This is a genomic window from Klebsiella sp. CN_Kp113 (genome assembly GCF_040064585.1).
GTDB lineage: Bacteria > Pseudomonadota > Gammaproteobacteria > Enterobacterales > Enterobacteriaceae > Klebsiella > Klebsiella michiganensis.
Genome location: NZ_JBEAID010000023.1, coordinates 59,468 through 82,138 on the forward strand (window position 1 = coordinate 59,468; position 22,671 = coordinate 82,138).

The following is a 22,671-nucleotide window of genomic DNA, read 5'->3' on the forward strand; positions in this document are numbered from 1 at the left end:
CGGCGTTTCACCTGCCATACGCCGCCGAAAGCGCATCAGGAGTGAACATGAGTAACAGAAGACGCGTCGTTCCCGGCGTCCATCCCTATGATGGTCCGGCGGGCGGCTGGGGTGCCTTAAAAGCCACCGCTATCGCCGTTCGTACGCAAATGGATGCGCTCGATGCCCCCGCCACGCTGCTGCGGACCAATCAGCCGGATGGCTTTGATTGTCCCGGCTGCGCCTGGCCCGACAAAGAGCATAAATCGACGTTTCAGTTCTGCGAAAACGGCGCCAAAGCGGTGACCTGGGAAGCCACCAGTAAACGGGTCACGGCTGAGTTTCTCGCGGCTAACACCGTGACGTCGCTGCTGGCGCGCAGCGATTTTGAGCTGGAAGGCTACGGGCGCTTAACCCAGCCCCTGGCCTACGATAAGGCCAGCGATACCCTGCGTCCGGTCTCATGGGACGCGGCGTTTACCCGCATCGGCGCCATTCTTCGTACGCTGCAGCCCAATGAAGTCGAGTTTTATACCTCCGGGCGCGCCTCTAACGAAGTGGCCTTCCTGTTCCAGCTGTTTGCCCGCGAATATGGCACCAACAACTTTCCGGACTGCTCCAATATGTGCCACGAGTCGACCAGCGTCGGCCTGCCGCAGTCCATCGGCATCGGTAAAGGGACGGTCTCCCTCGATGACTTTGATAAGACCGAGCTGGTTATCTCTATCGGCCACAATCCCGGAACCAACCATCCGCGCATGATGGGTACGCTGCACGAACTGGCGCGCCGGGGGGTGCCGATTATCGTCTTCAATCCGCTAAAAGAGCGGGCGCTGGAGCGTTTCGCCGATCCGCAGAACGTCATTGAGATGGCGACCTACGGCTCAACCAACATCGCGTCGACCTATTTCCAGGTCAAAGCGGGCGGCGACGCGGCGGCGCTTAAGGGGATCGCGAAGGCGCTGCTCCGGCTGGAAGCAGAGCAGGGCGAGGTGCTGGATTGGGCGTTTATCGATGAGCATACGCTGGGCTTTACCGAATTTGCGCAGGATGTGGACGCGACGCCGTGGCCGGATATTGAACGCGAGTCCGGCCTGACGCGCGGCGATCTTGAACGGGTGGCGGCGGCTTACGCTAAATCTAACGCCACGATTATCACCTACGGTATGGGCATCACCCAGCACAATAAGGGCACCTCTAATGTACGCCTGATAGCCGACCTGCTGCTGATGCGCGGGAATATCGGCAAGCCGGGAGCCGGGATCTGCCCGCTGCGCGGGCACTCCAACGTACAGGGCAACCGTACCGTCGGCATCACGGAAAAGCCGAGCCCCCAGTTTCTCGCCAACCTGCAGCGGGTGTTTGGTTTTACGCCGCCGCAGGAGCATGGTCACGATGCGGTAAAAGCGCTACAGGCGATGATCGACGGCGAATCGAAAGCGCTGCTCTGCCTTGGCGGGAACTTCGCGGTGGCTATGCCGGATAGCGAACGGGCTTTTCCGGCGATGCGGGGGCTGGATCTGAGCGTGCATATTGGCACCAAGCTGAATCGCTCGCATCTTCTGGTGGCCAATGAGACCTTTATCCTGCCGTGCCTTGGCCGAACCGAACTCGATATTCAGGAGACGGGACGCCAGTCAATCACCGTGGAAGATTCGATGTCGATGGTGCACGCGTCGTCGGGCAAGCTGAAACCCGGTTCGCCAGAGCTGCGATCGGAGCCGGCGATTGTCGCGGCGATGGCCATGGCGACGCTGCCGGAAAGCAAGGTTGACTGGCTGTCGCTGGTCGCCGACTACGATCGCATTCGCGATCTGATCGAGCAGACCATTCCCGGCTTTGACCAGTACAACCAGCGTATTCGCCATCCCGGCGGTTTTCGCATGCCGCTGCCGCCGACGGAGCGTATCTGGCCGACGCCGACCGGCAAAGCGATGTTTTCCGTTTTTCACGGGGTGCACGAAAACCAGCAGGTAGCAGGGCATGACGTGATGCGCCTGGTGACGCTGCGCAGCCACGATCAGTACAACACCACCATTTACGCCATGGACGACCGCTACCGCGGCGTGTTTGGCCGTCGCGACGTGTTGTTTATGAACGAGCAGGATATGGCTGAGCAGGGATTCGAACACGGCGATCGGGTGGATATCAGCTCCGCGCTGCCGGGCCACCATCAGCGGTTGGAAGATATCACGCTGGTCGCCTACAGCATCGCGCCGGGCACCGTTGCCGCTTATTACCCCGAAGCCAACGTGCTGGTCCCTCTGGATTATCTCGATAAAGAGAGCGGCACGCCGTCGTATAAATCGGCGCCCGTCCGTTTAACGCTGCGCTCGAAAGAGATCCGCGCGCTGGCGGGGCTTCGCTAAAGCGCCGTTTGCCCGCAGCGATCGTCGCGTCGTGGGCAAAATCGCTACCTCTGCGCCAGAATCAGCTTAATCCCCAGCCCGACAAAACCGGCGGCAAAGCAGGCTCTCAGCCCCTGTAACACCCGCGGACGCGACAGCACGTATCCGCGCATCGCCGCCGAAAAGGCGCCATAGAGCATAAAAACCAGCAGCGTCATCAGCATAAAAACGGCGCTCAGGATCAGCATTTCCCCGATCGGCGAAGCCGAGCCGCGCTGGATAAACTGCGGCAGAAAGGCGAGAAAGAAGAGCGGCAGCTTAGGGTTAAGCAAATTAATCAGAATCGCGTGGCTGATGACCTGGCGCGGGTTGCGTTGCTCGACGCCCTCCACGTTCAGGCTGCCGCGCTGGGTCAGGGTGGCCCATGCGAGGTACAGCAGCCAGGCGACGCCGGCGTACTTCACCAGCTCGAAGGCGCCGGGGGTACTGTGGAGGATAGCCGCCAGCCCGGTTATCGCCGCCAGCATATGCGGAATAATGCCCAGCGTGCAGCCGAAGGCCGCGGCAAAACTCATGCCTCTGCCCGCCGCCAGGCCGGTGGCAATGGTGTAAAGCGTCCCGGTGCCGGGGGCGATGACCACAATCAGCGAAGTCAAAAGAAACTCAGGGGTGATGAACGCCATGATGTCATTCCTGTTGCAGAGAATCGAGGCCCTGAGTATTTCAAAAAGCCGCGCGCCGGTATTGAACAAAATTGCACAACGTCGGCTAGCGGCTCGCCTGATAGCTGCCTGGGGTCATGGCGAACTGCCTTTGAAACGCGCGGGTCAGATGGCTTTGATCGGCAAAGCCGGCCATGAAGGCGGTATCGGCGGGGGAGTGACCTTCGGCGAGCAGGCGGCGCGCCAGGCGCAGGCGGGCCTGTACCAGATAAGCGTGCGGCGTGATGCCGGTTTCGCGAGCGAAGCCGCGGATCAGCTGAAAGCGGCTGAGACCGCAGAGGGTAGCAAGCTCCTCGAGAGAGATTTTCTCTTCGGGGGCATCATCGAGATATTGCCTGGCCAGCGCGATGGAGGGGGTACCGCTTTTATCAGGCCGCCGTGCGCAGAGATGGTATCGGCTCACCCGCATCAGGCAGAGCAGTAGCGCCTCTTCTACGGCGGTATTCTCGGGGGCGCTGGCGACAATCTCGCTAAACAGCCGCAGCATCAGTCCGCGCAGCTGCGGGTCCTCGACCACCGGGCGCAGGAGAATATCTTCGGCCTTTATCGCCCCCTGAAATTCAGCGGCAACCCGCTCGGGATCGAGATAGATCATCTGCCAGCTGCGCGGGCCATTCAGCGGGATACCGTCGTGCATCTCCCCCGGATTAACCATAATGATATTTCCGGCGGCGGCCTCAATTTTGCCCAGATGGCTCCACGAACGCTGCGCGCCCTGAGTGAAAATCCCGATGCCGAACTGGTCGTGGGAATGGCGCGGAAAACTCTGTTCCGTGACTAACGACATGGCTTCCAGTCCCGGCATGGTGAGCCGGTGCTGCTGAACGTGATGAAGGCGAGTTTTCAACGGTTTCTCCTGCCGGGGCATAGCATGAGTGTAGCCTCAGGCACGCGGGACGAGCAACGGTCGACCGGCGCTTGAATTTCATCAACGCAGAACATAACATTTAGCTAACATTTTGCCTGCTGCGCTGCCAGCAGATTGCGCAAACAGTGGATGATAATGGATATTAAACAGCTTAAGTACCTGATTGCGCTCGACAGAACACGACATTTCGGCCAGGCCGCGGCGGCCTGCCATATCACCCAGCCCACGCTATCGATGCGTATCCGCAATCTTGAAGAAGAACTTAATCTGACGCTGATTCAGCGCGGGCAGCGGTTTGAAGGGTTTACCCCAGAGGGCGAGCGTATTCTGGCCTGGGCGCGAGCGCTGCTGGCGGCGCACGACGGGCTGGAGGCGGAGGCGGCTATCTGTCGCGGGCAGATGGTCGGCCAGCTAAGAGTCGGGATGGTGCCTTTAGCCAGCCTGAATCCGATGCAGCTGATCAAGCCGCTGGCGGATAAATACCCGGAGCTGCAGTTCAGTCTGCTGTCCATGACCTCGGAACAGATTATCGACGGCGTTAGCCGCAACCAGCTGGATCTGGGGATCTGCTATCTGCACCACGTCGATAGCCAACTGTTCAACGTGGTCTGGCTGCCGAATACCCGCATGGGGCTGCTGCACGATAGGCGTCATTATCAGTTTGCCGACGCGACGCCTGAGTGGGATACCCTGGCCGCGCTGCCGCTGGGCTTTCTGACCAAGGGCATGTACTACCGTGAATCGATTGAGATGAGCTTTAAGGCCAAGGGGCTGGCGCCAAAATACGTTTTTGAAAGCGACTCTACGTTTCAGATCATCCAGGCGGTGCAGGCCGGGATCTGCTGTGCGATTATGCCGCTGAACAACGGCCTCGAAGCGCTAAGCGATAATCTGGAAATCAGGCCGATCCCCGAGACGGAGGTCGACTCGATGCTGGCGCTGATCATGCGCAACAAAGAGCCGGTGTCGTCGCTGGCGGAAAAATGCTTCGCCGATGCGCAGGTGATTTTTAGCGAACGCCAGTCGGCTGACGGCGCTTAGCTGGCCATCTGCGACTGGATAAATTCAAGCCAGACGCGCGTTCTGGCGGGCATAAAGTGGCGCTCCCGATAGAGGGCGGAGAGCTGTAACGGCGCCGGCGGCAGCTCCAGCGCGACTTCCTGGAGTTCACCGCGATCGATAAACGGGCGGCAGGGTTTCTCCCCCAGAATAGCGAAGCCAACGCCGGCTAACCCGGCGGCGGCTACCATCAAATATTCTCCAGGCTGATCCCGCGAGTTTTCGGACCAAAGATGCCCACCGACAGCATCACCATCAGCATGCTGGCGACGATAAAGCTAATCACGCCTGGGGTACCGGCGTATTGCAAAATAATGCCGATCAAAATGCTGGTGATCGCCGTCGACAGCCGGCTAAAGGAGTAGCAGAAGCCGACCGCCCGCGCGCGAATGTGGGTCGGGAAAACTTCGGCCTGGTAGGCGTGATAGCTAATGGTCAGCCAGGCGTTTGACCAGGTGATCATAAACCCGCAAATCACCAGCAGCACCGGGCTGTTCTGCAGGGCAAACAGGGTGCCAAACACCACCGTCATCAGCGCGGAAAGCACAATTTGCCATTTGTTTTCAAAACGATGAACGAAGCGGGTGCAGAACAGACAGCCAATCGGATAGGCGAGGGTAATAAAGAACGCATACAGCAGGCTGTGGGTGATGCTCGCCCCCTGGCCGGAAAGCAGGGCCGGTAGCCAGTTGCCGAAGCCAAAGAAGCCGATGGCCTGGAAGAAGTTCATTACCATCAGCATGATCGTACGTTTGCGGTACTGCGGCGCCCAGATCGCTTTAAAGCTTCCCAGCCTGCGCGGGTTATCCTGCCTCTCAACCTGGTGGCGCGGCGAGGGAGAAACGCCGCAGCGCTGTTCCATTTCGCACATCACCTTATGGGCTTCCTCGTGGCGGCCTTTTTCATCCAGCCAGCGCGCCGACTCCGGCAGCTTCTTGCGGATAACCCAGATAATCAGCGAACAGAGCGCGCCGAAGATGATCACCCAGCGCCAGCCGGTCAGGCCGAAAAGGGTAATCGGCACCAGCAGCCACGACATCAGCGCCACGGCGGGAACCGATAAAAACTGAATAAAGAAGGCGAAAGCGAAGGCTTTATTGCGCAGATGCGTCGGCACCCATTCGCTTAAATAGGTGTCGATGGTCACCAGCTCAATGCCGAGACCGACGCCGACCAGAAAGCGGCAGAAGATAACCCCTTCAGCGCTGCTTTGCAGGGCCATCATCAGCGAAAATACGCCGTACCAGGCGAGGGCAAACATAAACGTCAGGCGGCGGCCCAGCTTATCCGCCAGCGGCGCAAGCAGGCTGGCGCCAATAAACAGCCCCATAAAGGTGGACGACGCGAAGGCGGCCTGGTCGGAGATACCGAAGATACCCTGCTCGCCGGTATGGAAAATATCCTCTGCCAGCAGCCCGGTGCTGATATAGCCGGTCTGAAAAAGATCGTACAGCTCGAAGAAGCCGCCCAGCGCCAGGAGGGTGATAAAAGACCACAGGCCAACGGAGGCGGGGAGCGCATCGATGCGAGCGGTCAGGCTGGAGTGGGGATGTCCTGGGGAGGCGAACGCGGCGTCGCCCAGAACCTGGGTGGTAGACATATTATTATTTTCCTCAGATAAAATGTTTGCCTGCTAATGTTATTTGATTGTTAATGGTTTTAAATTTTTAATCGCATCGGGGGAGAGAGATTTGCAGAATAAAATAATGCCAATGTGGTTTGGCTGGCGTTGTGTGCTGGTTTTCGCCTGTGGCCCGGCCGCGGGGTGAAGGAATTCACCATCTGGCCGCTAAGTTTGACCTGAAATATATTTAAGATAACGAGAGATTGTTGCGCTCAGGTTATTCACCTACATTCAAAGCGAGTACTCCCACTCAGGAAAATAATCATGTCTAGTAAGAAAATTTTACAAGCAGCGCTGGCGGCGGCGCTTTCGCTGTCAATGATGGCTACGCCGGTCTTCGCTAATCCCGGTAACGGCGGTGGCAACGGCGGTGGAAATAGCGGTAACCATGGCAACAGTGGTGGGAATAGCGGTAACCATGGCAACAGTGGTGGGAATAGCGGTAACCATGGCAATAACGGTAACAACGGCAATAGCGGTAAAAACAACGTTGATAAGGGCAACCAGGGTCATAAAGAAGGAAATCCGGGGCAGAGAAAAAACTACGGCAAACCCGATCATGTCTCCGCTGATATCAGCTTCTCCAGAGCGCGTTCGCTGGCGGTAAACTACGGTTTAACCGGCTATCAGTCGCTGCCGCCGGGAATCGCCAAAAATCTGGCTCGCGGTAAACCCTTACCTCCGGGGATTGCAAAAAAAGCGGTTCCGGCATCGATGCTCAACGAACTGCCTTACTATCCTGGCTATGAATGGCGCGTGGTGGGCCAGGATTTAGTGCTGATCGCGCTGAGTACGGCGATCGTGACGTCGATAATTAATGGCGTCTTTGACTAGTGAATTAACCCCGGTTCGCGCCGGGGTTAATCCTGACGGTCAGGCTTAGCGCATTAAGGTCATTCTAAACAAATCGTCACTAAAGCGAGATTTTAACTTTACTCAAATAATTGAATGACTATAATGAGCACAAATTCACACAGGAGAAATATGTTGGACAGTCACCCTTACTTAAACATCAAGGCAAGCTGACGCTATTTTTTCTGCGCTGCTTGCCAACCGGCGGGCAGCAATCTCCTCATCCAGACGATTGCATCCCATAAAAAATAACGCAGCATGGCTGCGAGGATAATCGTCATGTTCATGTTTAAAAATACATTATTCCCTCCACCGTCAACGCGACGTTAATCGCCTCTCTGGCGACAATTTGTCGTGTGCTTAATAAAGCACGTAGTTAATTCTTCCAGCAAAAATGGAGGAAGCTATGTTGATGTTTCCTTATATCGCAAATTTACTCGCCGCGATGCTGTTGGGCGCGCTGATTGGCACCGAAAGACAGTGGCGTCAGCGGATGGCTGGCCTGCGCACCAATGCGCTGGTCGCCACCGGCGCGGCGGTTTTTATTCTGAGCTCTATCTCCACATCGCCGGATAGTCCGGGACGTATTGCCGCGCAGGTGGTTTCCGGAATTGGTTTTCTCGGCGCCGGGGTCATCATGCGGGAAGGCATGAACGTGCGCGGCCTGAATACCGCGGCAACCCTGTGGTGCTCTGCGGCGATTGGCGTACTGTGTGGCTTAGGCCAGTTCTGGCAAGCGGCGGCGGCAACGCTGATCATCCTGTGCGCCAATATTCTACTGCGCGAAGCGGCGCAGAGAATTAATCAGATCCCCGGCGCGACAGAAGAAGAAAAATGCTACGTCCTGAATATTATCTGTCATAGCGAACATGAAAACGCGATTCGTCAGCTATTGCTTAATATCAGTAAAGAGATGACGCTCAGCTTGCAGGGGCTGGTGTCGATAGCAGCAAAAGAACAAGGACATAAAGAAATCCGCATCGAACTGGTTGGTAATACCGACTCCCGCAAAGCGCGAGATCTTATTATGTCAAGAATTGGCGGTGACGAAAACATTACGTCAGTGCGCTGGTGCGTCGAGGGGAGTTAGCCTCCCTGATATTCTACTCTGGCAATGATTTGTCTAAGGAGGGAATGATGGATATTCCCAGGCAATTAAAGTAATAAGCGTTTAATAACGTAAAAATGAATTATGCATAAGTCAATTATGCAGGGATAACGACGTCTTAAATTTGAGGAATAATCATGACTGACATGAAAATAGAAAACCGGAAAATAAACCGGTCTGCGTCAGAAAATGATAAGCAGCATAAAAAAAGCTTCGCCATTGAAACCGAGGCATTTAACAGCCCGGATCATACGCTGGCGCGGCTCAACAGCAGCCGTCAGGGGCTCACCACCGAAGATGCCCTTGAGCGGCTGAATGAATATGGCCGCAATGAAGTCGCGCACGAGCAGGCGCCGCCGGCGCTAATCCAGCTTTTGCAGGCATTCAATAACCCGTTTATCTATGTCCTGATGGCGCTGGCCTCCGTCAGCTTCGTGACCGATTACTGGCTACCGCTGCGTAACGGCGAAGAGACCGATCTGACCGGGATTATCATTATCGTCACGATGGTCAGCCTGAGCGGGTTATTGCGTTTCTGGCAGGAGTTTCGCACCAACAAAGCGGCGCAGGCGCTGAAATCCATGGTTCGCACCACGGCGACGGTACTGCGTCGCGGTCCTGGTAACATGGGGCCGGCGCAGGAGGAGATTGCCATTGAGGAACTGGTGCCCGGTGACATCATCTTCCTGGCTGCGGGGGATCTGGTTCCGGCGGATGTCCGCCTGCTGGAGTCCCGGGACCTGTTCGTCAGCCAGTCGATACTTAGCGGCGAATCGCTGCCGGTGGAAAAGTATGACGTTCTGGCCAGCGTGTCCGGCAAAGGGTGCGACAGGCTTCCCGAGCCGAACAAAGATAAAAGCCTGCTGGAGATGGGCAATATCTGTCTGATGGGCACCAACGTGACCAGCGGCAGGGCGCAGGCGGTGGTGGTGGCTACCGGAAACCGCACCTGGTTTGGTTCGCTGGCGAAGTCCATTGTCGGTACGCGCACCCAGACGGCGTTCGACCGTGGGGTAAACAGCGTCAGCTGGCTGCTGATCCGTTTTATGCTGGTGATGGTGCCGATTGTGCTGCTGATTAACGGCTTCAGCAAAGGAGACTGGGTTGAGGCATCGCTGTTTGCCCTGGCGGTCGCGGTGGGCCTGACGCCGGAAATGCTGCCGATGATCGTCAGCTCAAACCTGGCGAAAGGCGCTATCGCCATGTCGCGGCGCAAAGTGATCGTCAAGCGGCTGAACGCCATTCAGAACTTTGGCGCCATGGACGTGCTGTGCACCGATAAAACCGGCACGCTGACGCAGGACAATATCATTCTTGAGCATCATCTTGACGTCAGCGGCAGCGAGAGCGACCGGGTGCTGACGCTGGCGTGGCTCAACAGCAGCAGCCAGAGCGGGGCGCGCAACCTGATGGACCGGGCGGTGCTGCGCTTTGGCGAGGGGCGGATTGCGCCAGCGACCAAAGAGCGCTTCGTGAAGCTCGATGAACTGCCGTTTGATTTTGTCCGCCGTCGGGTCTCGGTGTCGGTGGAAGATGGCCGCCACGGCGATAAAAGCCTGATCTGCAAAGGCGCGGTCGAAGAGATGCTGATGGTGGCCACGCATCTGCGCGAAGGCGACCGCGTGGTTGCGCTGGATGAAACCCGCCGCGATCTGCTGTTAGCCAAAACGCAGGATTACAACGCCCAGGGTTTCCGCGTGCTGCTGGTCGCGACCCGCAAGCTGGATGACTCCGCCCTGACAACCCCGCTGTGCGCCGCGGATGAGCAAGGGCTGACGGTCGAAGGGATGCTGACCTTCCTCGATCCGCCGAAGGAGAGCGCGGGAAAAGCGATTACCGCGCTGCGCGATAACGGCGTGGCGGTCAAAGTGTTGACCGGCGATAACCCGGTGGTCACGGCGCGTATTTGCCTGGAAGTGGGGATTGATGCCCACGGTATCCTGACCGGCGCGCAGATTGAAGCGATGACGGATAACGAACTGGAGCGCGAAGTGGAAACGCGTTCGGTATTCGCCAAACTGACGCCGCTGCAGAAGTCGCGCATCCTGAAAACGCTGCAGAAAAACGGCCACACCGTCGGCTTCCTCGGCGATGGCATCAACGATGCGCCGGCGCTGCGCGATGCGGACGTTGGTATTTCCGTCGACAGCGCGGCGGATATCGCCAAAGAGGCATCCGATATCATCCTGCTGGAAAAGGATTTGATGGTGCTGGAAGAAGGGGTGATCAAAGGGCGTGAGACCTTTGGCAATATCATTAAGTACCTGAATATGACCGCCAGCTCTAACTTCGGCAACGTCTTCTCGGTACTGGTGGCCAGCGCGTTTATTCCGTTTCTGCCGATGCTGGCGATTCATCTGCTGATCCAGAACCTGATGTACGATCTCTCTCAGCTCTCGCTGCCGTGGGACAAGATGGATAAGGAATTCCTGCGTAAGCCGCGCAAGTGGGATGCGAAAAATATCGGCCGCTTTATGCTGTGGATTGGCCCGACGTCGTCCATTTTTGATATCACCACCTTCGCGCTGATGTGGTACGTGTTTGCGGCGAATCACGTCGAAGCCCAGGCGCTGTTCCAGTCCGGGTGGTTTATTGAAGGGCTGCTGTCGCAAACGCTGGTGGTGCATATGCTGAGAACGCAGAAAATTCCGTTTATCCAGAGTCGGGCGACGTTGCCGGTGCTGCTCACCACCGCGGTCATTATGGCGATGGGCATCTACATTCCGTTCTCGCCGCTGGGGGCGATGGTCGGGCTGGAGCCGCTGCCGCTGAGCTACTTCCCGTGGCTGATCGCGACGCTGCTCAGCTACTGCCTGGTCGCGCAGGGCATGAAGCGTTTCTATATCAAACGCTTTGGTCAGTGGTTCTGATGATAAGGAGGCGCAGAGATGAATCGTTCTCCGGACACCCTCATCGCGCTGATATTTTTCCTGGTGGGTCTGCTGGTGCTGTTGCTGGCTATCTGGCAAATCCTGTTCTGAAAAAGGGGGCGCGATGCGCAGAGGATCGCTGGATAAAGTCTTTATTCAGGTGGCGATTATTGCGGCCATCATTATTCTGCTGACAATCTGGATTAGATAAGAGGAGCCCGGGCCATTGGCCCGGGTTTAGCATTTCTGCCGGGGAAAGGATTACAGATCGAAGCGGTCGAGGTTCATCACCTTGGTCCATGCGGCAACGAAGTCATTCACGAACTTCTGCCGCGCATCGCTGCAGGCATACACTTCAGCCAGGGCGCGCAGGACGGAGTTGGAGCCAAACACCAGGTCAACGCGGGTCGCGGTATATTTCTCTTCGCCGCTCTTACGGTCGCGGCCGATAAACAGCTCAGCGTGCTCGTCAGCGGCTTTCCAGACGGTCCCCATATCGAGCAGGTTAGCGAAGAAATCATTGCTCAACACCCCCACGCGGTCGGTAAACACGCCGTGTCGGCTGCCGTCGAAGTTCGCGCCCAGCACGCGCAGACCGCCCACCAGTACCGTCATTTCCGGCGCCGTCAGCGTTAACTGCTGCGCTTTATCAATCAGCAGCGTTTCGGTGGAGATGCCGCCGCCAACGCGACGATAGTTGCGGAAACCATCGGCCAGCGGCTGCAGCAGATCCATCGCTTCCACATCGGTCTGATCCTGACGCGCATCGACGCGGCCAGGGGCGAAGGGAACGCTAACCTGAACGCCCGCCGCCGCGGCAGCCTGCTCAATGCCCACCACGCCGGCCAGAACGATAATATCGGCCAGCGACGCTTTACCGGATGCCTGCTGAATCCCCTGCAGGGTCGGCAGCACGCGGGACGCGATGGCGTTTACCGGCCAGGATTTCTGCGGTTCCAGCGCCAGACGCGCGCCGTTGGCGCCGCCGCGTTTATCGCCGCCGCGGAAGGTGGAGGCCGATGCCCAGGCAACGGAAACCAGCTCGCTGACCGAAAGGCCGGCGTCGGCAATGGCGGTTTTCAGCGTCGCGATATCCTCTGCGGTTGGGGTGTGGACCGCCGCCGGTAGCGGATCTTGCCAGATCAGATCTTCTTTCGGCACTTCCGGGCCCATGTAGCGGGACTTCGGCCCCATATCGCGGTGAATAAGTTTAAACCATGCGCGGGCAAAGGCTTCGTTAAAGGCCTGCGGGTCGTTAAGGAAGCGGCGGGAAATCTTGTCGAACTCCGGGTCGAAGCGCAGCGTCAGGTCGGTGACCAGCATGGTCGGCTTGCGTTTTTTCTCCGGATTAAACGGGTCAGGAATGATCTCCGGCGCATCTTTCGCTTCGAACTGAATCGCGCCTGCCGGGCTGCGGGTTTGCACCCACTCATATTTGTACAGGTTTTCGAAGAAGTAGTTGCTCCACTGGGTCGGCGTTTGCGTCCAGACCACTTCCAGACCGGAGGTGATCGCGTCGGCGCCCGCGCCGCTGCCGTAGCTGTTCGCCCAGCCGAGTCCCTGCGCTTCAATCGGCGCCGCTTCCGGCTCTGCGCCAACGTGGCTGGTCACCGCGGAACCGTGGGTTTTGCCCAGCGTATGACCGCCGGCGATCAGCGCGACGATCTCTTCATCATTCATTGCCATATTGCCGAAGGTCGCGCGAATCGCGGAGGCGGCGGAGAGCGGGTCGCCGCTGGCGTTGGGGCCTTCAGGGTTGACGTAAATCAGCCCCATTTCGGTCGCGCCAATGGCCTGCTGATTCAGGCTTTCCGGATGACGATGGGCAAGCCATTCGGTTTCGTTACCCCAGTCGACGTCCAGATCCGGTTCCCAAACGTCTTCACGACCGGCACCGAAGCCAAACGTACGGAAACCGGCATTTTCCAGCGCCACGTTGCCTGCCAGCATATAGAGGTCGGCCCAGGAGATTTTTTGCCCGTATTTTTGTTTTACCGGCCACAGCAGGCGACGGGCTTTGTCGAGGCTGACGTTATCCGGCCAGGAGTTGAGCGGTGCGAAACGCTGCTGGCCGCGGCCCGCGCCGCCGCGCCCGTCAACGGTACGATAGGTACCGGCGCCGTGCCACGCCATACGAATAAACAGCCCGATATAGCTACCCCAGTCCGCTGGCCACCACTCCTGAGAATCGGTGAGCAGGGCGCGCAGATCGGCCTTCAGGGCCGAGTAGTCGAGCTTCTTAAACTCTTCGCGGTAGTTAAAGTGTTCGCCCAGCGGGTTTGAACGATTGGAGTGCTGATTCAGCAGATCCACCCGTAGTTGATTTGGCCACCAGTCGCGGTTGCCGGTGCCACCGCCCGCGCTCTGGGTGGGCGTCGCCGTCTCGGCGTGGAAAGGGCATTTCCCTGCCGACGGGGTATTCGAAGGATCGTTTGACGTGCTCATATCAGGCTCCGTTTGCTTTTGTGAATGCCATTACGATATACACTGCTACCAATAAGCGATATTTGAATGAGTCTACGGATTTAATAGTTATTTCCGTTCAATGCCTTTGTAAAAACCGAACATATATCATTGTTCAATGATTGATTGTTCAGTATTGACTCAACCACAATAGTCGTAACATACGCGTAAAGGAATCGTTAAGACATCATCCCCGCCAGCGAAGACCGATTGTTTGAGTTACGACAATTTTAGTGCGTAAAACGGCTTAGCGCTGCCAGTATAAAGGCGTACCAAAAACGTCGATAAAATAGTCTATTACCGCACGTACGTTTAACGAAGGATGACGGGCGTGAGGGTAGATCGCCGACACCGGCGAGGGGCTGCTGCCGATCGCCGCGCTGTAGTGAGGCATCAGCTGAATCAGCCTTCCAGCCCCCATGGCTTCATTGACCATCCAATCGGGAAAGAGCACCACCCCCATGCCTCCCAGCGCAGCGGTCAGCAGCGCATCGGCGTTATTTGATGCCAGCCGCGGCGTTTGCGGATAGTGAACCCATTCTCCCTCCGCGAGGCGGAACAGCCAGCGGTTAGGTCCATTTGAACCGCTGTAGACCAGCGTGCTGTGATGGCGAAGATCTTCCGGTTTCTCCGGCGTGCCGCAGCGCTGCAGATAGTCCGGAGCCGCAACCAGATAGTGATGCTGCATACCCAGTACTCTGGCATGAACGCTGGAGTCCGGCAGGCTGCCGATGCGGAAAATCAGGTCGGTCGCTTCGCGGTGCGGATCGATAAAATCATCGGTCAGCGCCAGCGCAATTTGCATCTGTGGATAGCGCTGCGTCAGCCCCGGCAGCCACGGCGCGATATGGCGCTGGCCAAAATAGACCGGGGCGTTGATCCGCACCAGTCCACCCGGCTCAAGACGACGGTCCTGCAGGTCGCGCCTGGCAACGCTGAACCGTTCGCCGAGCCCTCTGGCATGTTCGGCAAACAGGCGTCCCGCTTCGGTGGGAACCACCGCCCGGGTATTACGATAAAAGAGCTGCTGGCCGAGCGCATCCTCAAGCTGGTGAATGACGCGCGACACCATTGAGGGCGAAACGCCTTCCCGCCTCGCCACCACGGAGAAACTCTGGCTGTCATAGACGGCGATAAACAGCTGTAGCGCCCGAAAATTCACATTACCCGCATCGCTCATTAATGCAATATCCGCAAAAGTGTTTCCCTGATTGTATCGTTTTTCACATTACTTCGCTGCTTTATGCTCTGCCACCCAATCAATAATCGGATATCAACGATGCAGTTATTACTTATTTTTCTTGTGATTGCCGGCGGCATGGGGTTATCCGTGGAAGCCGGACTACTCGGGCCGCTTGCCGGTCAGGTAGGGGACCTGTGGGCCACCTTCAGCATTTTTAGCGTCGGGAGCGCGCTAACCTTTCTGCTGATGCTGCTGTTTGGCCCCAGGCAGGGTCCCTCGTTCTTCTCCTTACCGGGCTGGCAGCTTACCGGGGGCGTACTGGGGCCCATTTACGTCGTCATCTTAACCATTGCCGTACCGGTTATCGGTATCGCCATGACGATGATCGGCATTCTGGCCGGTCAGGTATGCAAAAGCCTGCTGATTGACCACTACGGTCTGTTTGGTTCGGCAAAACGTAAAATCGATGGACGGCGGGTTATCGCGCTGCTGTTTATCATCGTCGCCCTGATTCTGATCGCCACAAGCTGAGGAGTTAACATGAGTAGCATAATGATTTTGCTGGCGCTGGTCGGCGGCGCGATGTTGAGTATGCAGGCGGCGATTAACGGCCGTTTGGGCAGCCAGGTGGGCGTATTTCGCAGCGCGTTTCTCACGTTTGCGGTGGGCGCCTTGATCACGGCGCTGCTGATTTTTTATTTTGCCCCCCATCAGTCGACAACGCTGCTGGATGTGCCGAAATGGCAGCTGCTGGGCGCATTTTGCGGGGTTCCCTATATCGTAATTATGGTGGTGGCGGTGCAGCGTATCGGTACCGCGACGGCCACGGTGGCGGTGATTTTTGGCCAACTGGCCATGAGTCTGCTGATCGATAATTTTGGCTGGCTGGGTAACGACGCCATTGCCTTTTCAGCGGGGCGGCTGGGGGCCATCGTCTGTCTGGGGCTGGCGCTGTTCTTTATTTACCGCTCCAGCGCGGCGGCAAAAGCTGAAGATAAGGAGAGTTAGCCCACCTGTTCAGGTGAGTTGTCGCGCATCGCCAACCGCGGTCATACTGTTCGTCACCCTGTGACTGGCGCTTTAGACAGGTACTGTCGGGGAGCATGGGGATCGCCGCCGCGCGCCTGGGCATCACATCACTTTACCGGAGATACGCTATGCCTGAGATACCGTCGCTGCTGACCTTCGCGCTTGTTGCCCTTGGCCTGGTATTGACCCCGGGGCCGAATATGATCTATCTGATTTCGCGCTCGATTTGCCAGGGAAGAAGGGCCGGACTGGTCTCCCTCGGCGGGGTGGCGCTGGGGTTTGTGTTTTATATGCTGTGCGCCGCTTTCGGTATTACCGCACTGATCTTCGCCGTTCCCTACGCTTACGACGCGTTGCGCATCAGCGGCGTGGTCTATCTGCTTTATCTGGCCTGGCAGGCGGTGAAGCCCGGCGGGCGCTCGGTCTTTGCGGTGCGCGACCTGCCTGCCGATAGCGGCCGTAAGCTGTTTATGATGGGCTTTATTACTAACCTGGCGAACCCTAAAATCGCCATCATGTATCTCTCACTGCTGCCGCAGTTTATCTCTCCCGGACACGGCAGCATCCTTGCACAGTCGCTGGTGCTGGGAGGGACGCAGGCGCTCATTAGCGTAGCGGTTAATGCGCTGATTGTGGTGATGGCCGGGCAGGTGTCGCTGTTTCTCGCGGGGCGCCCGTTATGGCAGCAGTTTCAGCGCTGGCTGATGGCGACGGTGCTGGCGGGGATGGCGGTGAAAATTGCCTTCGAGGCGCGGAAGTAATCGCTGCGCCCGGCGGTGCTACGCTGCCGGGCGCAAGGAATGGCTTTAGGCTCCTGGCCCTATCAGCTGTGAGCGGATCGTCGCCTCCGGCATCATCTCCAGCAGGCCGTTGCTCAGCATCTCTCCCGCCTCCTGCAGCGCGCTAAGCGGCATTTCCGGCAGGCTTTCAAGAATAAACCACATCCGCGGACTCTCCACGCTCAGACGAGTACGTACTCCCTGTCGCCAGTTCCAGCGTCGGCAGGTCACGCCGCGATCGTCGCCCCAGACCACTTCTCCCGCGTCGGGATATTCGTGAACGATCTGCCCCTCTTTGACGGTATCGAACGGTTCGCTGCCGTCCGCGAGCTTGAGGTGCGGGGCGCCAACGTAAGCCGCCAGGTTTTCGCCGCCGACCGGCACGGCGTAGCGCAGGCTCACCGCATTATAGAGATCGACGATGGGATCGATCGCAGCCATCTCGCCATCGCGCAGCACCCGCCTGCGCAAGGCTTCCGCCGAGCAGGGCGTCCGCTTGGGTTTTGCGCCAAAGGCGCGGAATACCTCGTTCCAGGCCTGCAGGTGCGCCTCCGCCCACTGCGGCTCGCCGGCGATAACCGCCTGGCAGGCGGAGCGGAGCGCATCGGACCCGACCAGGGGGGCGCGTACGGCGGCGGAAACGACATCAATGCTCAGGGCGCGAAAGCCGGGGGCCAGCGCGGAGACCTGCGGGCTGATTGACGGTAATACGCTATTCATTGGATAATCCTGTAACGACCATTTTAAAGCATAATATCGACCGATGACCAATAAAGTCAATATAACGACCGACGCGGGCGCCGATGCCGCCATGATTAATGAAGCCGTTGCGGCGCGCATTAAGCGCTACCGGGCGGAAAAGAAGATCTCCCTGGATGAGCTGTCGCGACGCGCGGGCGTCAGCAAAGGTATGCTGGTAGACATTGAAGCCTGCAGGGCCAATCCCAGCATTGCGCTGTTGTGCCGTCTGGCCTCGGCGCTGGGCGTTTCCGTGGCCGATTTTGTCAATGTCGCCACCGCGCCGCCGGTAAAGGTGATTGCAGAAGGCGAGATTCCCACGCTGTGGCAGGGCGAGCAGGGCGGCAAGGCGCGGCTCCTTGCCGGTACCAGCGGTCCGGATATGGTTGAGCTCTGGCAGTGGAGCCTCAATCCGGGAGAAATGTTCACATCGCCGGGGCACGGGGAGGGGACGACTGAGCTGCTTTTCGTGACCGAGGGCGCCTTAACCCTGACGGTTAACGACGGGGTCTATCTGATTCGAGAGGGGGATTCCGCCGTCGCGCGTACCGACGCCCCGCATAGCTACGCTAACGCCGGGGATAAGATCGCGCGATTCACCATGACGGTGAGCGAAAAAGCACGCTAGCAAGCGTTTCCCGGCGAGCGGCTATCGTCCCGACCGCTCGCCGCCTTCACGCCATACGCACCAAATCCATGCAATGCCCCATCATCACTCCCCATTTTTGGGAGTCGCGGCGGCGCCTGCCGTCGTAGGGCTGATTTTACGCGCGCTGCGCGCCTGGCATAGACCTTGCACACTCCTGTTCAGAAGGCAGCGCAACAGACAATTGAGATAACACAATAGCTGGCTAGGGTTCCGGTTCACTCAGGTGAACGTCTGGTCCGAGAGCTGGCGACCTCTGCGAGGTTACACGGCGGGACAAAAGCCCGGGAGACAGCAGCACCGTTGGGTGTCGCGCTGCCCCCGTTTCTCGTGCTAACCAGAGGTCCACCATGAAGACACCGCCGATCCTCCGCTCTCTTATCCTGTCGCTGGCGCTGCTGGCCAGCGTCCCCTCGTTTGCCGCCGTCAAAAAAGAGTTCAACATCTGCTGGACTATCTATGCCGGATGGATGCCCTGGGGCACCATCAGCAACGAAAAGATCATCGATAAATGGGCCAGCAAATACGGCATCAAAATCAATATCGTTCAGCTGAACGACTACATCGAATCCATTAACCAGTACACCGCGGGCCAGTTTGACGGCTGCACCATGACCAACATGGATGCCCTGACCATTCCGGCGGCGGGGGGCGTGGATACCACGGCGCTCATTACCGGCAGCTACTCCGACGGCAACGACGGCGTGGTGCTGAAGGGGGCGGATAAAAAGCTCAGCGATCTGAAAGGCATGGCGGTGTATCTCCCGGAGCTTTCGGTATCGCACTACCTGCTGGTTCGCGGTCTGGAAAAAGCCGGGCTGCAGGAAAAAGACGTCAAAGTGGTCAATACCTCGGATGCGGATATCGTCTCGGCTTTTGGCACCAGCGGCGTACGCGCGGCGGTGGCCTGGAATCCACAGCTTTCGGTTATCAAAAAGACGCCGCAAACCACGGAGGTCTTTAGCTCTTCGCAGGTTCCCGGCGAGCTGATCGACATGATGGTGGTGAATACTCAGACCCTCAAAGATAACCCGGCGCTGGGTAAAGCCCTGACCGGCGCCTGGTTCGAGATGATGGCCAAAATGCAGGCCGGAGATACGCAGGCGCTAAGCGCAATGGCCGCCGATTCCGGCACCGACCTCGCGGGCTACCGGGCGCAGCTAAAAACAACCCATCTCTTCTGGACGCCTGCCGATACCCTGACGTTTATCTCCTCGCCGGCGCTGGCAAAAACCATGCAGCGGGTAGCGCAGTTCTCTTTTGACAAAGGGCTGCTGGGAGAGGGAGCGCAGAGCGCTGACTTTATCGGCATGACCTTCCCCGGCGGCGTCACCGTCGGCGATACCGCCAACAGCAAGCTGCGCTTTGACGACAGCTATCTGAAGCTGGCCGCGGCGGGGCAGCTGTAATGATTGACCTTGGGAGTCCACGCCATGCGCCACATTAACCGCTATCCCCGGCAGGGTATGCGCCTGACGCTGATGCTATTGCCCTTCGTCCTGATGATCGCCGCCTGGTTTATCGGTTCGGCGGTGCGGCTGGAAGCCAACCCGCAGGATAAACTGCTGCCCGGCCTGTCGCAGATGATCGCGGCCATTGACCGGATGGCCTTCACCCCGGATAAACGCAGCGGCGAGTATCTGCTGTGGGCCGACACGCTGATTAGTATGAGCCGCCTGCTGATTGGTCTGGCGCTCTCTTCGCTGATTGGCCTGGGCATCGGCATCGCCGCCGGCGTGTTCCCGATGTACCGCGCGGTGCTGTCGCCGCTGATGACCGTGGTGTCGATGATCCCGCCGCTGGCGATCCTGCCGGTGCTGTTTATCGTCTTCGGCCTGGATGAGCTATCAAAAGTGATGCTTATCGTCATTGGCATTACGCCGATGCTGGCGCGCGACCTTGAACAGCGGGCGCGGGAAATCCCGGCGGAGCTGTTTATCAAAGCGCAAACCCTCGGCGCCAATAGCTGGACGGTGGTGCTGCGGGTAGTGCTGCCGCAGCTGCTGTCGCGGCTGATAACCTCCCTGCGCCTGCTGCTGGGCTCCGCATGGCTGTTTTTGATCTCCGCCGAGGCCATTTCCGCCACCGCCGGTCTCGGCTATCGCATATTCCTCGTCCGCCGCTATATGGCGATGGATGTGATTATTCCTTACGTCATCTGGATAACCCTGCTGGCATGGCTGATGGATCTGGCGCTGCGTCAGCTGCACAAAGCCTGTTTCCCGTGGGCGGAAGGAGGCCGGGCATGAGCTTTATCGACATCAAAAATATCTGGCAGGAGTACGGCGACCACGTGGTGCTGGAGCGCATCAATTTGCAGGTGAAAGAGGGCGAGTTCTGTTCGATGGTCGGCGCGTCCGGCTGCGGGAAGTCGACGTTTTTACGCCTGCTGCTCGGCCAGGAAAAGCCGACTCGCGGGGAGATCACCCTCGACGGCCAGCCGCTGGCGGCGGAGCCGGACCGCAGCCGCGGCGTGGTGTTTCAGCGTTATTCGGTTTTCCCGCACCTCAACGTGCTGGATAACGTCGCCATTGGCCTCGAACTCCCGGCGTCACCGCTGTTTGGCCGGCTGTTTGCCGGCAGAAAACGCGACGCGCGCGAACGGGCGCAGCGGATGCTGGAGAAAGTCGGACTGGGGCACGCGCTGAATAAATATCCGGCGCAGCTCTCCGGCGGGATGCAGCAGCGGCTGGCGATCGCCCAGGCTTTCGTCATGCAGCCGCGCGTACTGCTGCTTGATGAACCCTTCGGCGCGCTGGATCCCGGTATTCGCAAGGATATGCACGGGCTGCTGCTCCAGCTGTGGAGCGAAACGCGGATGACGGTTTTTATGGTCACCCACGACCTCGCGGAGGGCTTCAACCTTGGCACCCGGCTGCTGGTTTTCGACAAAGTGCGCATCGATCCGCAGGCGCCCAACGCCTGGGGTGCGCGCGTTACCTACGATATTCCGCTCAATGAAGCGCGGATGTCGCAGCTGGCAACCGGCAGCGACAATAACGTTTACGCATTAAGGAGATAGTTTGATGACCGCACTTTTTCACTCATCCCCCAGCCTGCGCGAAGAGCGGCTACCCGGCGGGGCGCACACCTCGCTGATTTTGCGCAAAGGGCAGATTCTGCGAATGACCGATATCGATGGCGGAGCCAACGTCAGCATGATGATGCTGAATCCCCATGAGAAGAGTGAGCGCCTGAATCTGCCGGATACCCTCAAGGGCCAGCACACCGCGCGCCTGACCACCGGGCACTGTTTCTACTCCGACATGGGGCGCGTTCTGGCCGGGATTGTTGCCGACAGCTGCGGCTGGCACGACCCGTTCGGCGGGATACTCAACGCCGACGAGACGCGTGAAAAATATGGCGCAGGACGCTACCAGGAGCTGCGCAACGGCTTCTACCGCAACGGCGTCGATAACCTGCTGGTTGAAATGGGTAAATGGGAACTGGGCCTGGAGGACCTGCTGATGGTGGTTAACTTCTTCAGCAAAGTCACCGTCGATGAGGATGGCCGTTTTCAGTTTATTTCCGCCAACAGCCGCGCCGGAGATTACGTTGAGCTGTTTGCGCCGATGGATGTCCTCATGGTGCTGACCGCGCTGCCGCATCCTCAGGACCCTGCCGCTGAGTACGCTCCGCGGCCAATCCAGCTGAGCTGGTACCAGGCTGACGATGCGCAGGCGGCCGCGGAAGCGCTATTTACCCGCGATGAAAACCAGCGCGCGTTCCTCAACACCCAACTTTTTGCCCTGTAAGGAGGCTGCGATGACCCTGATCGCCAGTAACCGTCGTCCCGAAGATGCCGTCTATCGCCATGTGATCCCGGCAGGGGAACCCTGGCTGTTTGAGGTACAAAAAGGGCAAACCCTGCGCCTGCTTGACCTCGAAGGCAACCAGGCCATTGATACCCTGTTTTACAACGCCGATAACCCCCGAGAACGCTACGATCCGCAGCGCACGCTGCGCCGCCAGGGCAATGCCTATCTGACTACCGGCAGCGTACTCTATTCCAATCTGGGCAATCCGCTGTTGACCATCGTTGCCGACACCTGCGGTCGCCACGATACCCTCGGCGGCGCCTGTGCCCAGGAGAGCAACACCGTGCGCTACGCCCAGGATAAACGCTATATGCACAGCTGTCGGGATAATTTCCTCTGCGCCTGCCTGCACGATGGCCGCCTGCATAAGCGCGATATTGGCGCCAACATTAACTTTTTCATGAACGTCCCGGTGACGCCGGAAGGCGGTCTGACCTTTGAGGACGGAATATCGGCGGCGGGGAAATACGTTGAGCTGCGCGCCGAATGCAACGCCGTGGTGCTGATTTCCAACTGTCCGCAGTTAAATAATCCCTGCAACGGCTGGAACCCCACGCCCGCCGAGGTGCTGGTATGGAACTGACC

The 22,671-nt window shown here is 58.5% G+C and carries 22 protein-coding genes, 1 pseudogene and 1 riboswitch; of the genes and pseudogenes, 16 read left to right on the plus strand and 7 right to left on the minus strand.

The window, feature by feature from the left end; genetic code table 11:
• Nucleotides 1-47: 47 nt before the first annotated feature.
• Nucleotides 48-2,348 (plus strand): FdhF/YdeP family oxidoreductase, encoded by a 2,301-nt coding sequence (locus ABLV30_RS15460; protein ID WP_265799855.1) that lies wholly within the window; start codon nucleotides 48-50, stop codon nucleotides 2,346-2,348.
• A gap of 44 nt (nucleotides 2,349-2,392) precedes the next feature.
• Here the strand turns inward: ABLV30_RS15460 and ABLV30_RS15465 are convergent, their stop codons facing one another.
• Together ABLV30_RS15465 and ABLV30_RS15470 are read right to left on the minus strand one after the other, a co-directional pair.
• Entirely contained in the window at nucleotides 2,393-3,010 is a 618-nt protein-coding gene (locus ABLV30_RS15465) for a LysE family translocator (protein WP_014229303.1), read from the minus strand.
• 85 nt (nucleotides 3,011-3,095) lie between these two features.
• Entirely contained in the window at nucleotides 3,096-3,896 is an 801-nt protein-coding gene (locus ABLV30_RS15470) for an AraC family transcriptional regulator (RefSeq protein ID WP_219558325.1), read from the minus strand.
• Between the two features lie 156 nt (nucleotides 3,897-4,052).
• Between ABLV30_RS15470 and ABLV30_RS15475 the strand changes: the two genes are divergently transcribed.
• The gene (locus ABLV30_RS15475) at nucleotides 4,053-4,958 is read left to right on the plus strand and encodes a LysR family transcriptional regulator (RefSeq protein WP_014229305.1); all 906 of its coding nucleotides are present in this window, start codon (nucleotides 4,053-4,055) and stop codon (nucleotides 4,956-4,958) included.
• Here ABLV30_RS15475 and ABLV30_RS15480 read toward each other — a convergent pair.
• Together ABLV30_RS15480 and ABLV30_RS15485 are read right to left on the minus strand one after the other, a co-directional pair.
• Nucleotides 4,955-5,149: pseudogene (locus ABLV30_RS15480) on the minus strand (LysR substrate-binding domain-containing protein); the annotation flags it as partial. The gene ABLV30_RS15475 and the pseudogene ABLV30_RS15480 overlap by 4 nt on opposite strands.
• Nucleotides 5,150-5,166: 17 nt before the next feature.
• Nucleotides 5,167-6,576, minus strand: coding sequence for an MFS transporter (locus tag ABLV30_RS15485; RefSeq protein ID WP_025108275.1), 1,410 nt, complete (start codon nucleotides 6,574-6,576; stop codon nucleotides 5,167-5,169).
• 288 nt (nucleotides 6,577-6,864) lie between these two features.
• Between ABLV30_RS15485 and ABLV30_RS15490 the strand changes: the two genes are divergently transcribed.
• The 5 genes from ABLV30_RS15490 (at nucleotide 6,865) to mgtU (ending at nucleotide 11,641) form a co-directional block, all read left to right on the plus strand.
• Entirely contained in the window at nucleotides 6,865-7,434 is a 570-nt protein-coding gene (locus tag ABLV30_RS15490) for an anti-virulence regulator CigR family protein (protein ID WP_265799859.1), read from the plus strand.
• 412 nt (nucleotides 7,435-7,846) lie between these two features.
• Entirely contained in the window at nucleotides 7,847-8,542 is a 696-nt protein-coding gene (locus tag ABLV30_RS15495; protein ID WP_265799862.1) for an MgtC family protein, read from the plus strand.
• A 155-nt stretch (nucleotides 8,543-8,697) separates the two neighbouring features.
• Nucleotides 8,698-11,430 carry a magnesium-translocating P-type ATPase gene (mgtA, locus tag ABLV30_RS15500; protein ID WP_265799863.1) on the plus strand — a complete coding sequence of 911 codons (2,733 nt, stop codon included), beginning with the start codon at nucleotides 8,698-8,700 and terminating at the stop codon, nucleotides 11,428-11,430.
• An 18-nt stretch (nucleotides 11,431-11,448) separates the two neighbouring features.
• Nucleotides 11,449-11,541 carry a protein MgtR gene (mgtR, locus tag ABLV30_RS15505; RefSeq protein WP_014229313.1) on the plus strand — a complete coding sequence of 31 codons (93 nt, stop codon included), beginning with the start codon at nucleotides 11,449-11,451 and terminating at the stop codon, nucleotides 11,539-11,541.
• 13 nt (nucleotides 11,542-11,554) lie between these two features.
• Nucleotides 11,555-11,641, plus strand: a complete 87-nt coding sequence (gene mgtU / locus ABLV30_RS15510) for a magnesium transporter protection protein MgtU (protein ID WP_251009858.1) — start codon at nucleotides 11,555-11,557, stop codon at nucleotides 11,639-11,641.
• A 50-nt stretch (nucleotides 11,642-11,691) separates the two neighbouring features.
• Here mgtU and katG read toward each other — a convergent pair whose 3' ends face one another.
• Complete coding sequence (gene katG, locus ABLV30_RS15515; RefSeq protein WP_032695023.1) at nucleotides 11,692-13,875, minus strand: catalase/peroxidase HPI; 2,184 nt, start codon at nucleotides 13,873-13,875, stop codon at nucleotides 11,692-11,694.
• 265 nt (nucleotides 13,876-14,140) lie between these two features.
• Nucleotides 14,141-15,073: a LysR family transcriptional regulator gene (locus ABLV30_RS15520; protein WP_109240339.1), complete on the minus strand. Its 933-nt coding sequence runs from the start codon at nucleotides 15,071-15,073 to the stop codon at nucleotides 14,141-14,143.
• A gap of 99 nt (nucleotides 15,074-15,172) precedes the next feature.
• Between ABLV30_RS15520 and ABLV30_RS15525 the strand changes: the two genes are divergently transcribed.
• The 3 genes from ABLV30_RS15525 to ABLV30_RS15535 all read left to right on the plus strand — a co-directional run bounded on the left by ABLV30_RS15525 (nucleotide 15,173) and on the right by ABLV30_RS15535 (nucleotide 16,866).
• On the plus strand, nucleotides 15,173-15,607 hold the full coding sequence (locus ABLV30_RS15525) for a DMT family transporter (RefSeq protein ID WP_004850792.1): 435 nt from the start codon (nucleotides 15,173-15,175) through the stop codon (nucleotides 15,605-15,607).
• 9 nt (nucleotides 15,608-15,616) lie between these two features.
• The gene (locus tag ABLV30_RS15530; RefSeq protein WP_025108281.1) at nucleotides 15,617-16,084 is read left to right on the plus strand and encodes a DMT family transporter; all 468 of its coding nucleotides are present in this window, start codon (nucleotides 15,617-15,619) and stop codon (nucleotides 16,082-16,084) included.
• A 149-nt stretch (nucleotides 16,085-16,233) separates the two neighbouring features.
• A complete protein-coding gene (locus ABLV30_RS15535; RefSeq protein WP_014229317.1) occupies nucleotides 16,234-16,866 on the plus strand; it encodes a LysE family translocator in 633 nt (210 codons plus the stop codon).
• Between the two features lie 45 nt (nucleotides 16,867-16,911).
• On the opposite strand, the gene ABLV30_RS15540 is transcribed toward ABLV30_RS15535, so the two are convergent.
• Nucleotides 16,912-17,604, minus strand: coding sequence for a B3/4 domain-containing protein (locus tag ABLV30_RS15540; protein WP_014229318.1), 693 nt, complete (start codon nucleotides 17,602-17,604; stop codon nucleotides 16,912-16,914).
• Between the two features lie 43 nt (nucleotides 17,605-17,647).
• Here ABLV30_RS15540 and ABLV30_RS15545 point away from each other — a divergent pair, with 43 nt between their 5' ends.
• From ABLV30_RS15545 to ABLV30_RS15570, 6 genes are all read left to right on the plus strand, one after another.
• Nucleotides 17,648-18,250, plus strand: coding sequence for an XRE family transcriptional regulator (locus ABLV30_RS15545; RefSeq protein WP_014229319.1), 603 nt, complete (start codon nucleotides 17,648-17,650; stop codon nucleotides 18,248-18,250).
• Between the two features lie 212 nt (nucleotides 18,251-18,462).
• A riboswitch (guanidine-I (ykkC/yxkD leader) is annotated at nucleotides 18,463-18,561 on the plus strand.
• 57 nt (nucleotides 18,562-18,618) lie between these two features.
• The gene (locus ABLV30_RS15550; RefSeq protein WP_014838452.1) at nucleotides 18,619-19,677 is read left to right on the plus strand and encodes a putative urea ABC transporter substrate-binding protein; all 1,059 of its coding nucleotides are present in this window, start codon (nucleotides 18,619-18,621) and stop codon (nucleotides 19,675-19,677) included.
• Nucleotides 19,678-19,701: 24 nt separating this feature from the next.
• The gene (locus tag ABLV30_RS15555; protein WP_265799867.1) at nucleotides 19,702-20,517 is read left to right on the plus strand and encodes an ABC transporter permease; all 816 of its coding nucleotides are present in this window, start codon (nucleotides 19,702-19,704) and stop codon (nucleotides 20,515-20,517) included.
• A complete protein-coding gene (locus ABLV30_RS15560) occupies nucleotides 20,514-21,290 on the plus strand; it encodes an ABC transporter ATP-binding protein (protein ID WP_064357493.1) in 777 nt (258 codons plus the stop codon). The genes ABLV30_RS15555 and ABLV30_RS15560 overlap by 4 nt, the downstream gene beginning before the upstream one ends.
• 4 nt (nucleotides 21,291-21,294) lie before the next feature.
• A complete protein-coding gene (locus ABLV30_RS15565) occupies nucleotides 21,295-22,023 on the plus strand; it encodes an urea amidolyase associated protein UAAP1 (RefSeq protein WP_265799870.1) in 729 nt (242 codons plus the stop codon).
• Nucleotides 22,024-22,033: 10 nt separating this feature from the next.
• Nucleotides 22,034-22,669 (plus strand): urea amidolyase associated protein UAAP2, encoded by a 636-nt coding sequence (locus ABLV30_RS15570; protein WP_009652130.1) that lies wholly within the window; start codon nucleotides 22,034-22,036, stop codon nucleotides 22,667-22,669.
• Nucleotides 22,670-22,671 lie beyond the last annotated feature (2 nt).

Excerpts from the sequence above, each read along its gene's own strand:
- ABLV30_RS15475 (WP_014229305.1), top strand. The coding sequence starts at position 4,053 with ATGGATATTAAACAGCTTAAGTACCTGATTGCGCTCGACAGAACACGA.
- ABLV30_RS15535 (WP_014229317.1), top strand. The coding sequence starts at position 16,234 with ATGCCTGAGATACCGTCGCTGCTGACCTTCGCGCTTGTTGCCCTTGGC.
- ABLV30_RS15495 (WP_265799862.1), top strand. The coding sequence starts at position 7,847 with ATGGAGGAAGCTATGTTGATGTTTCCTTATATCGCAAATTTACTCGCC.
- ABLV30_RS15485 (WP_025108275.1), bottom strand. The coding sequence starts at position 6,576 with ATGTCTACCACCCAGGTTCTGGGCGACGCCGCGTTCGCCTCCCCAGGA.
- ABLV30_RS15525 (WP_004850792.1), top strand. The coding sequence starts at position 15,173 with ATGCAGTTATTACTTATTTTTCTTGTGATTGCCGGCGGCATGGGGTTA.
- ABLV30_RS15565 (WP_265799870.1), top strand. The coding sequence starts at position 21,295 with ATGACCGCACTTTTTCACTCATCCCCCAGCCTGCGCGAAGAGCGGCTA.
- ABLV30_RS15520 (WP_109240339.1), bottom strand. The coding sequence starts at position 15,073 with ATGAGCGATGCGGGTAATGTGAATTTTCGGGCGCTACAGCTGTTTATC.
- ABLV30_RS15530 (WP_025108281.1), top strand. The coding sequence starts at position 15,617 with ATGAGTAGCATAATGATTTTGCTGGCGCTGGTCGGCGGCGCGATGTTG.
- katG (WP_032695023.1), bottom strand. The coding sequence starts at position 13,875 with ATGAGCACGTCAAACGATCCTTCGAATACCCCGTCGGCAGGGAAATGC.
- ABLV30_RS15550 (WP_014838452.1), top strand. The coding sequence starts at position 18,619 with ATGAAGACACCGCCGATCCTCCGCTCTCTTATCCTGTCGCTGGCGCTG.
- ABLV30_RS15490 (WP_265799859.1), top strand. The coding sequence starts at position 6,865 with ATGTCTAGTAAGAAAATTTTACAAGCAGCGCTGGCGGCGGCGCTTTCG.
- ABLV30_RS15560 (WP_064357493.1), top strand. The coding sequence starts at position 20,514 with ATGAGCTTTATCGACATCAAAAATATCTGGCAGGAGTACGGCGACCAC.
- ABLV30_RS15555 (WP_265799867.1), top strand. The coding sequence starts at position 19,702 with ATGCGCCACATTAACCGCTATCCCCGGCAGGGTATGCGCCTGACGCTG.
- mgtA (WP_265799863.1), top strand. The coding sequence starts at position 8,698 with ATGACTGACATGAAAATAGAAAACCGGAAAATAAACCGGTCTGCGTCA.
- mgtU (WP_251009858.1), top strand. The coding sequence starts at position 11,555 with ATGCGCAGAGGATCGCTGGATAAAGTCTTTATTCAGGTGGCGATTATT.
- ABLV30_RS15540 (WP_014229318.1), bottom strand. The coding sequence starts at position 17,604 with ATGAATAGCGTATTACCGTCAATCAGCCCGCAGGTCTCCGCGCTGGCC.
- ABLV30_RS15545 (WP_014229319.1), top strand. The coding sequence starts at position 17,648 with ATGACCAATAAAGTCAATATAACGACCGACGCGGGCGCCGATGCCGCC.
- ABLV30_RS15570 (WP_009652130.1), top strand. The coding sequence starts at position 22,034 with ATGACCCTGATCGCCAGTAACCGTCGTCCCGAAGATGCCGTCTATCGC.
- ABLV30_RS15465 (WP_014229303.1), bottom strand. The coding sequence starts at position 3,010 with ATGGCGTTCATCACCCCTGAGTTTCTTTTGACTTCGCTGATTGTGGTC.
- ABLV30_RS15460 (WP_265799855.1), top strand. The coding sequence starts at position 48 with ATGAGTAACAGAAGACGCGTCGTTCCCGGCGTCCATCCCTATGATGGT.
- mgtR (WP_014229313.1), top strand. The coding sequence starts at position 11,449 with ATGAATCGTTCTCCGGACACCCTCATCGCGCTGATATTTTTCCTGGTG.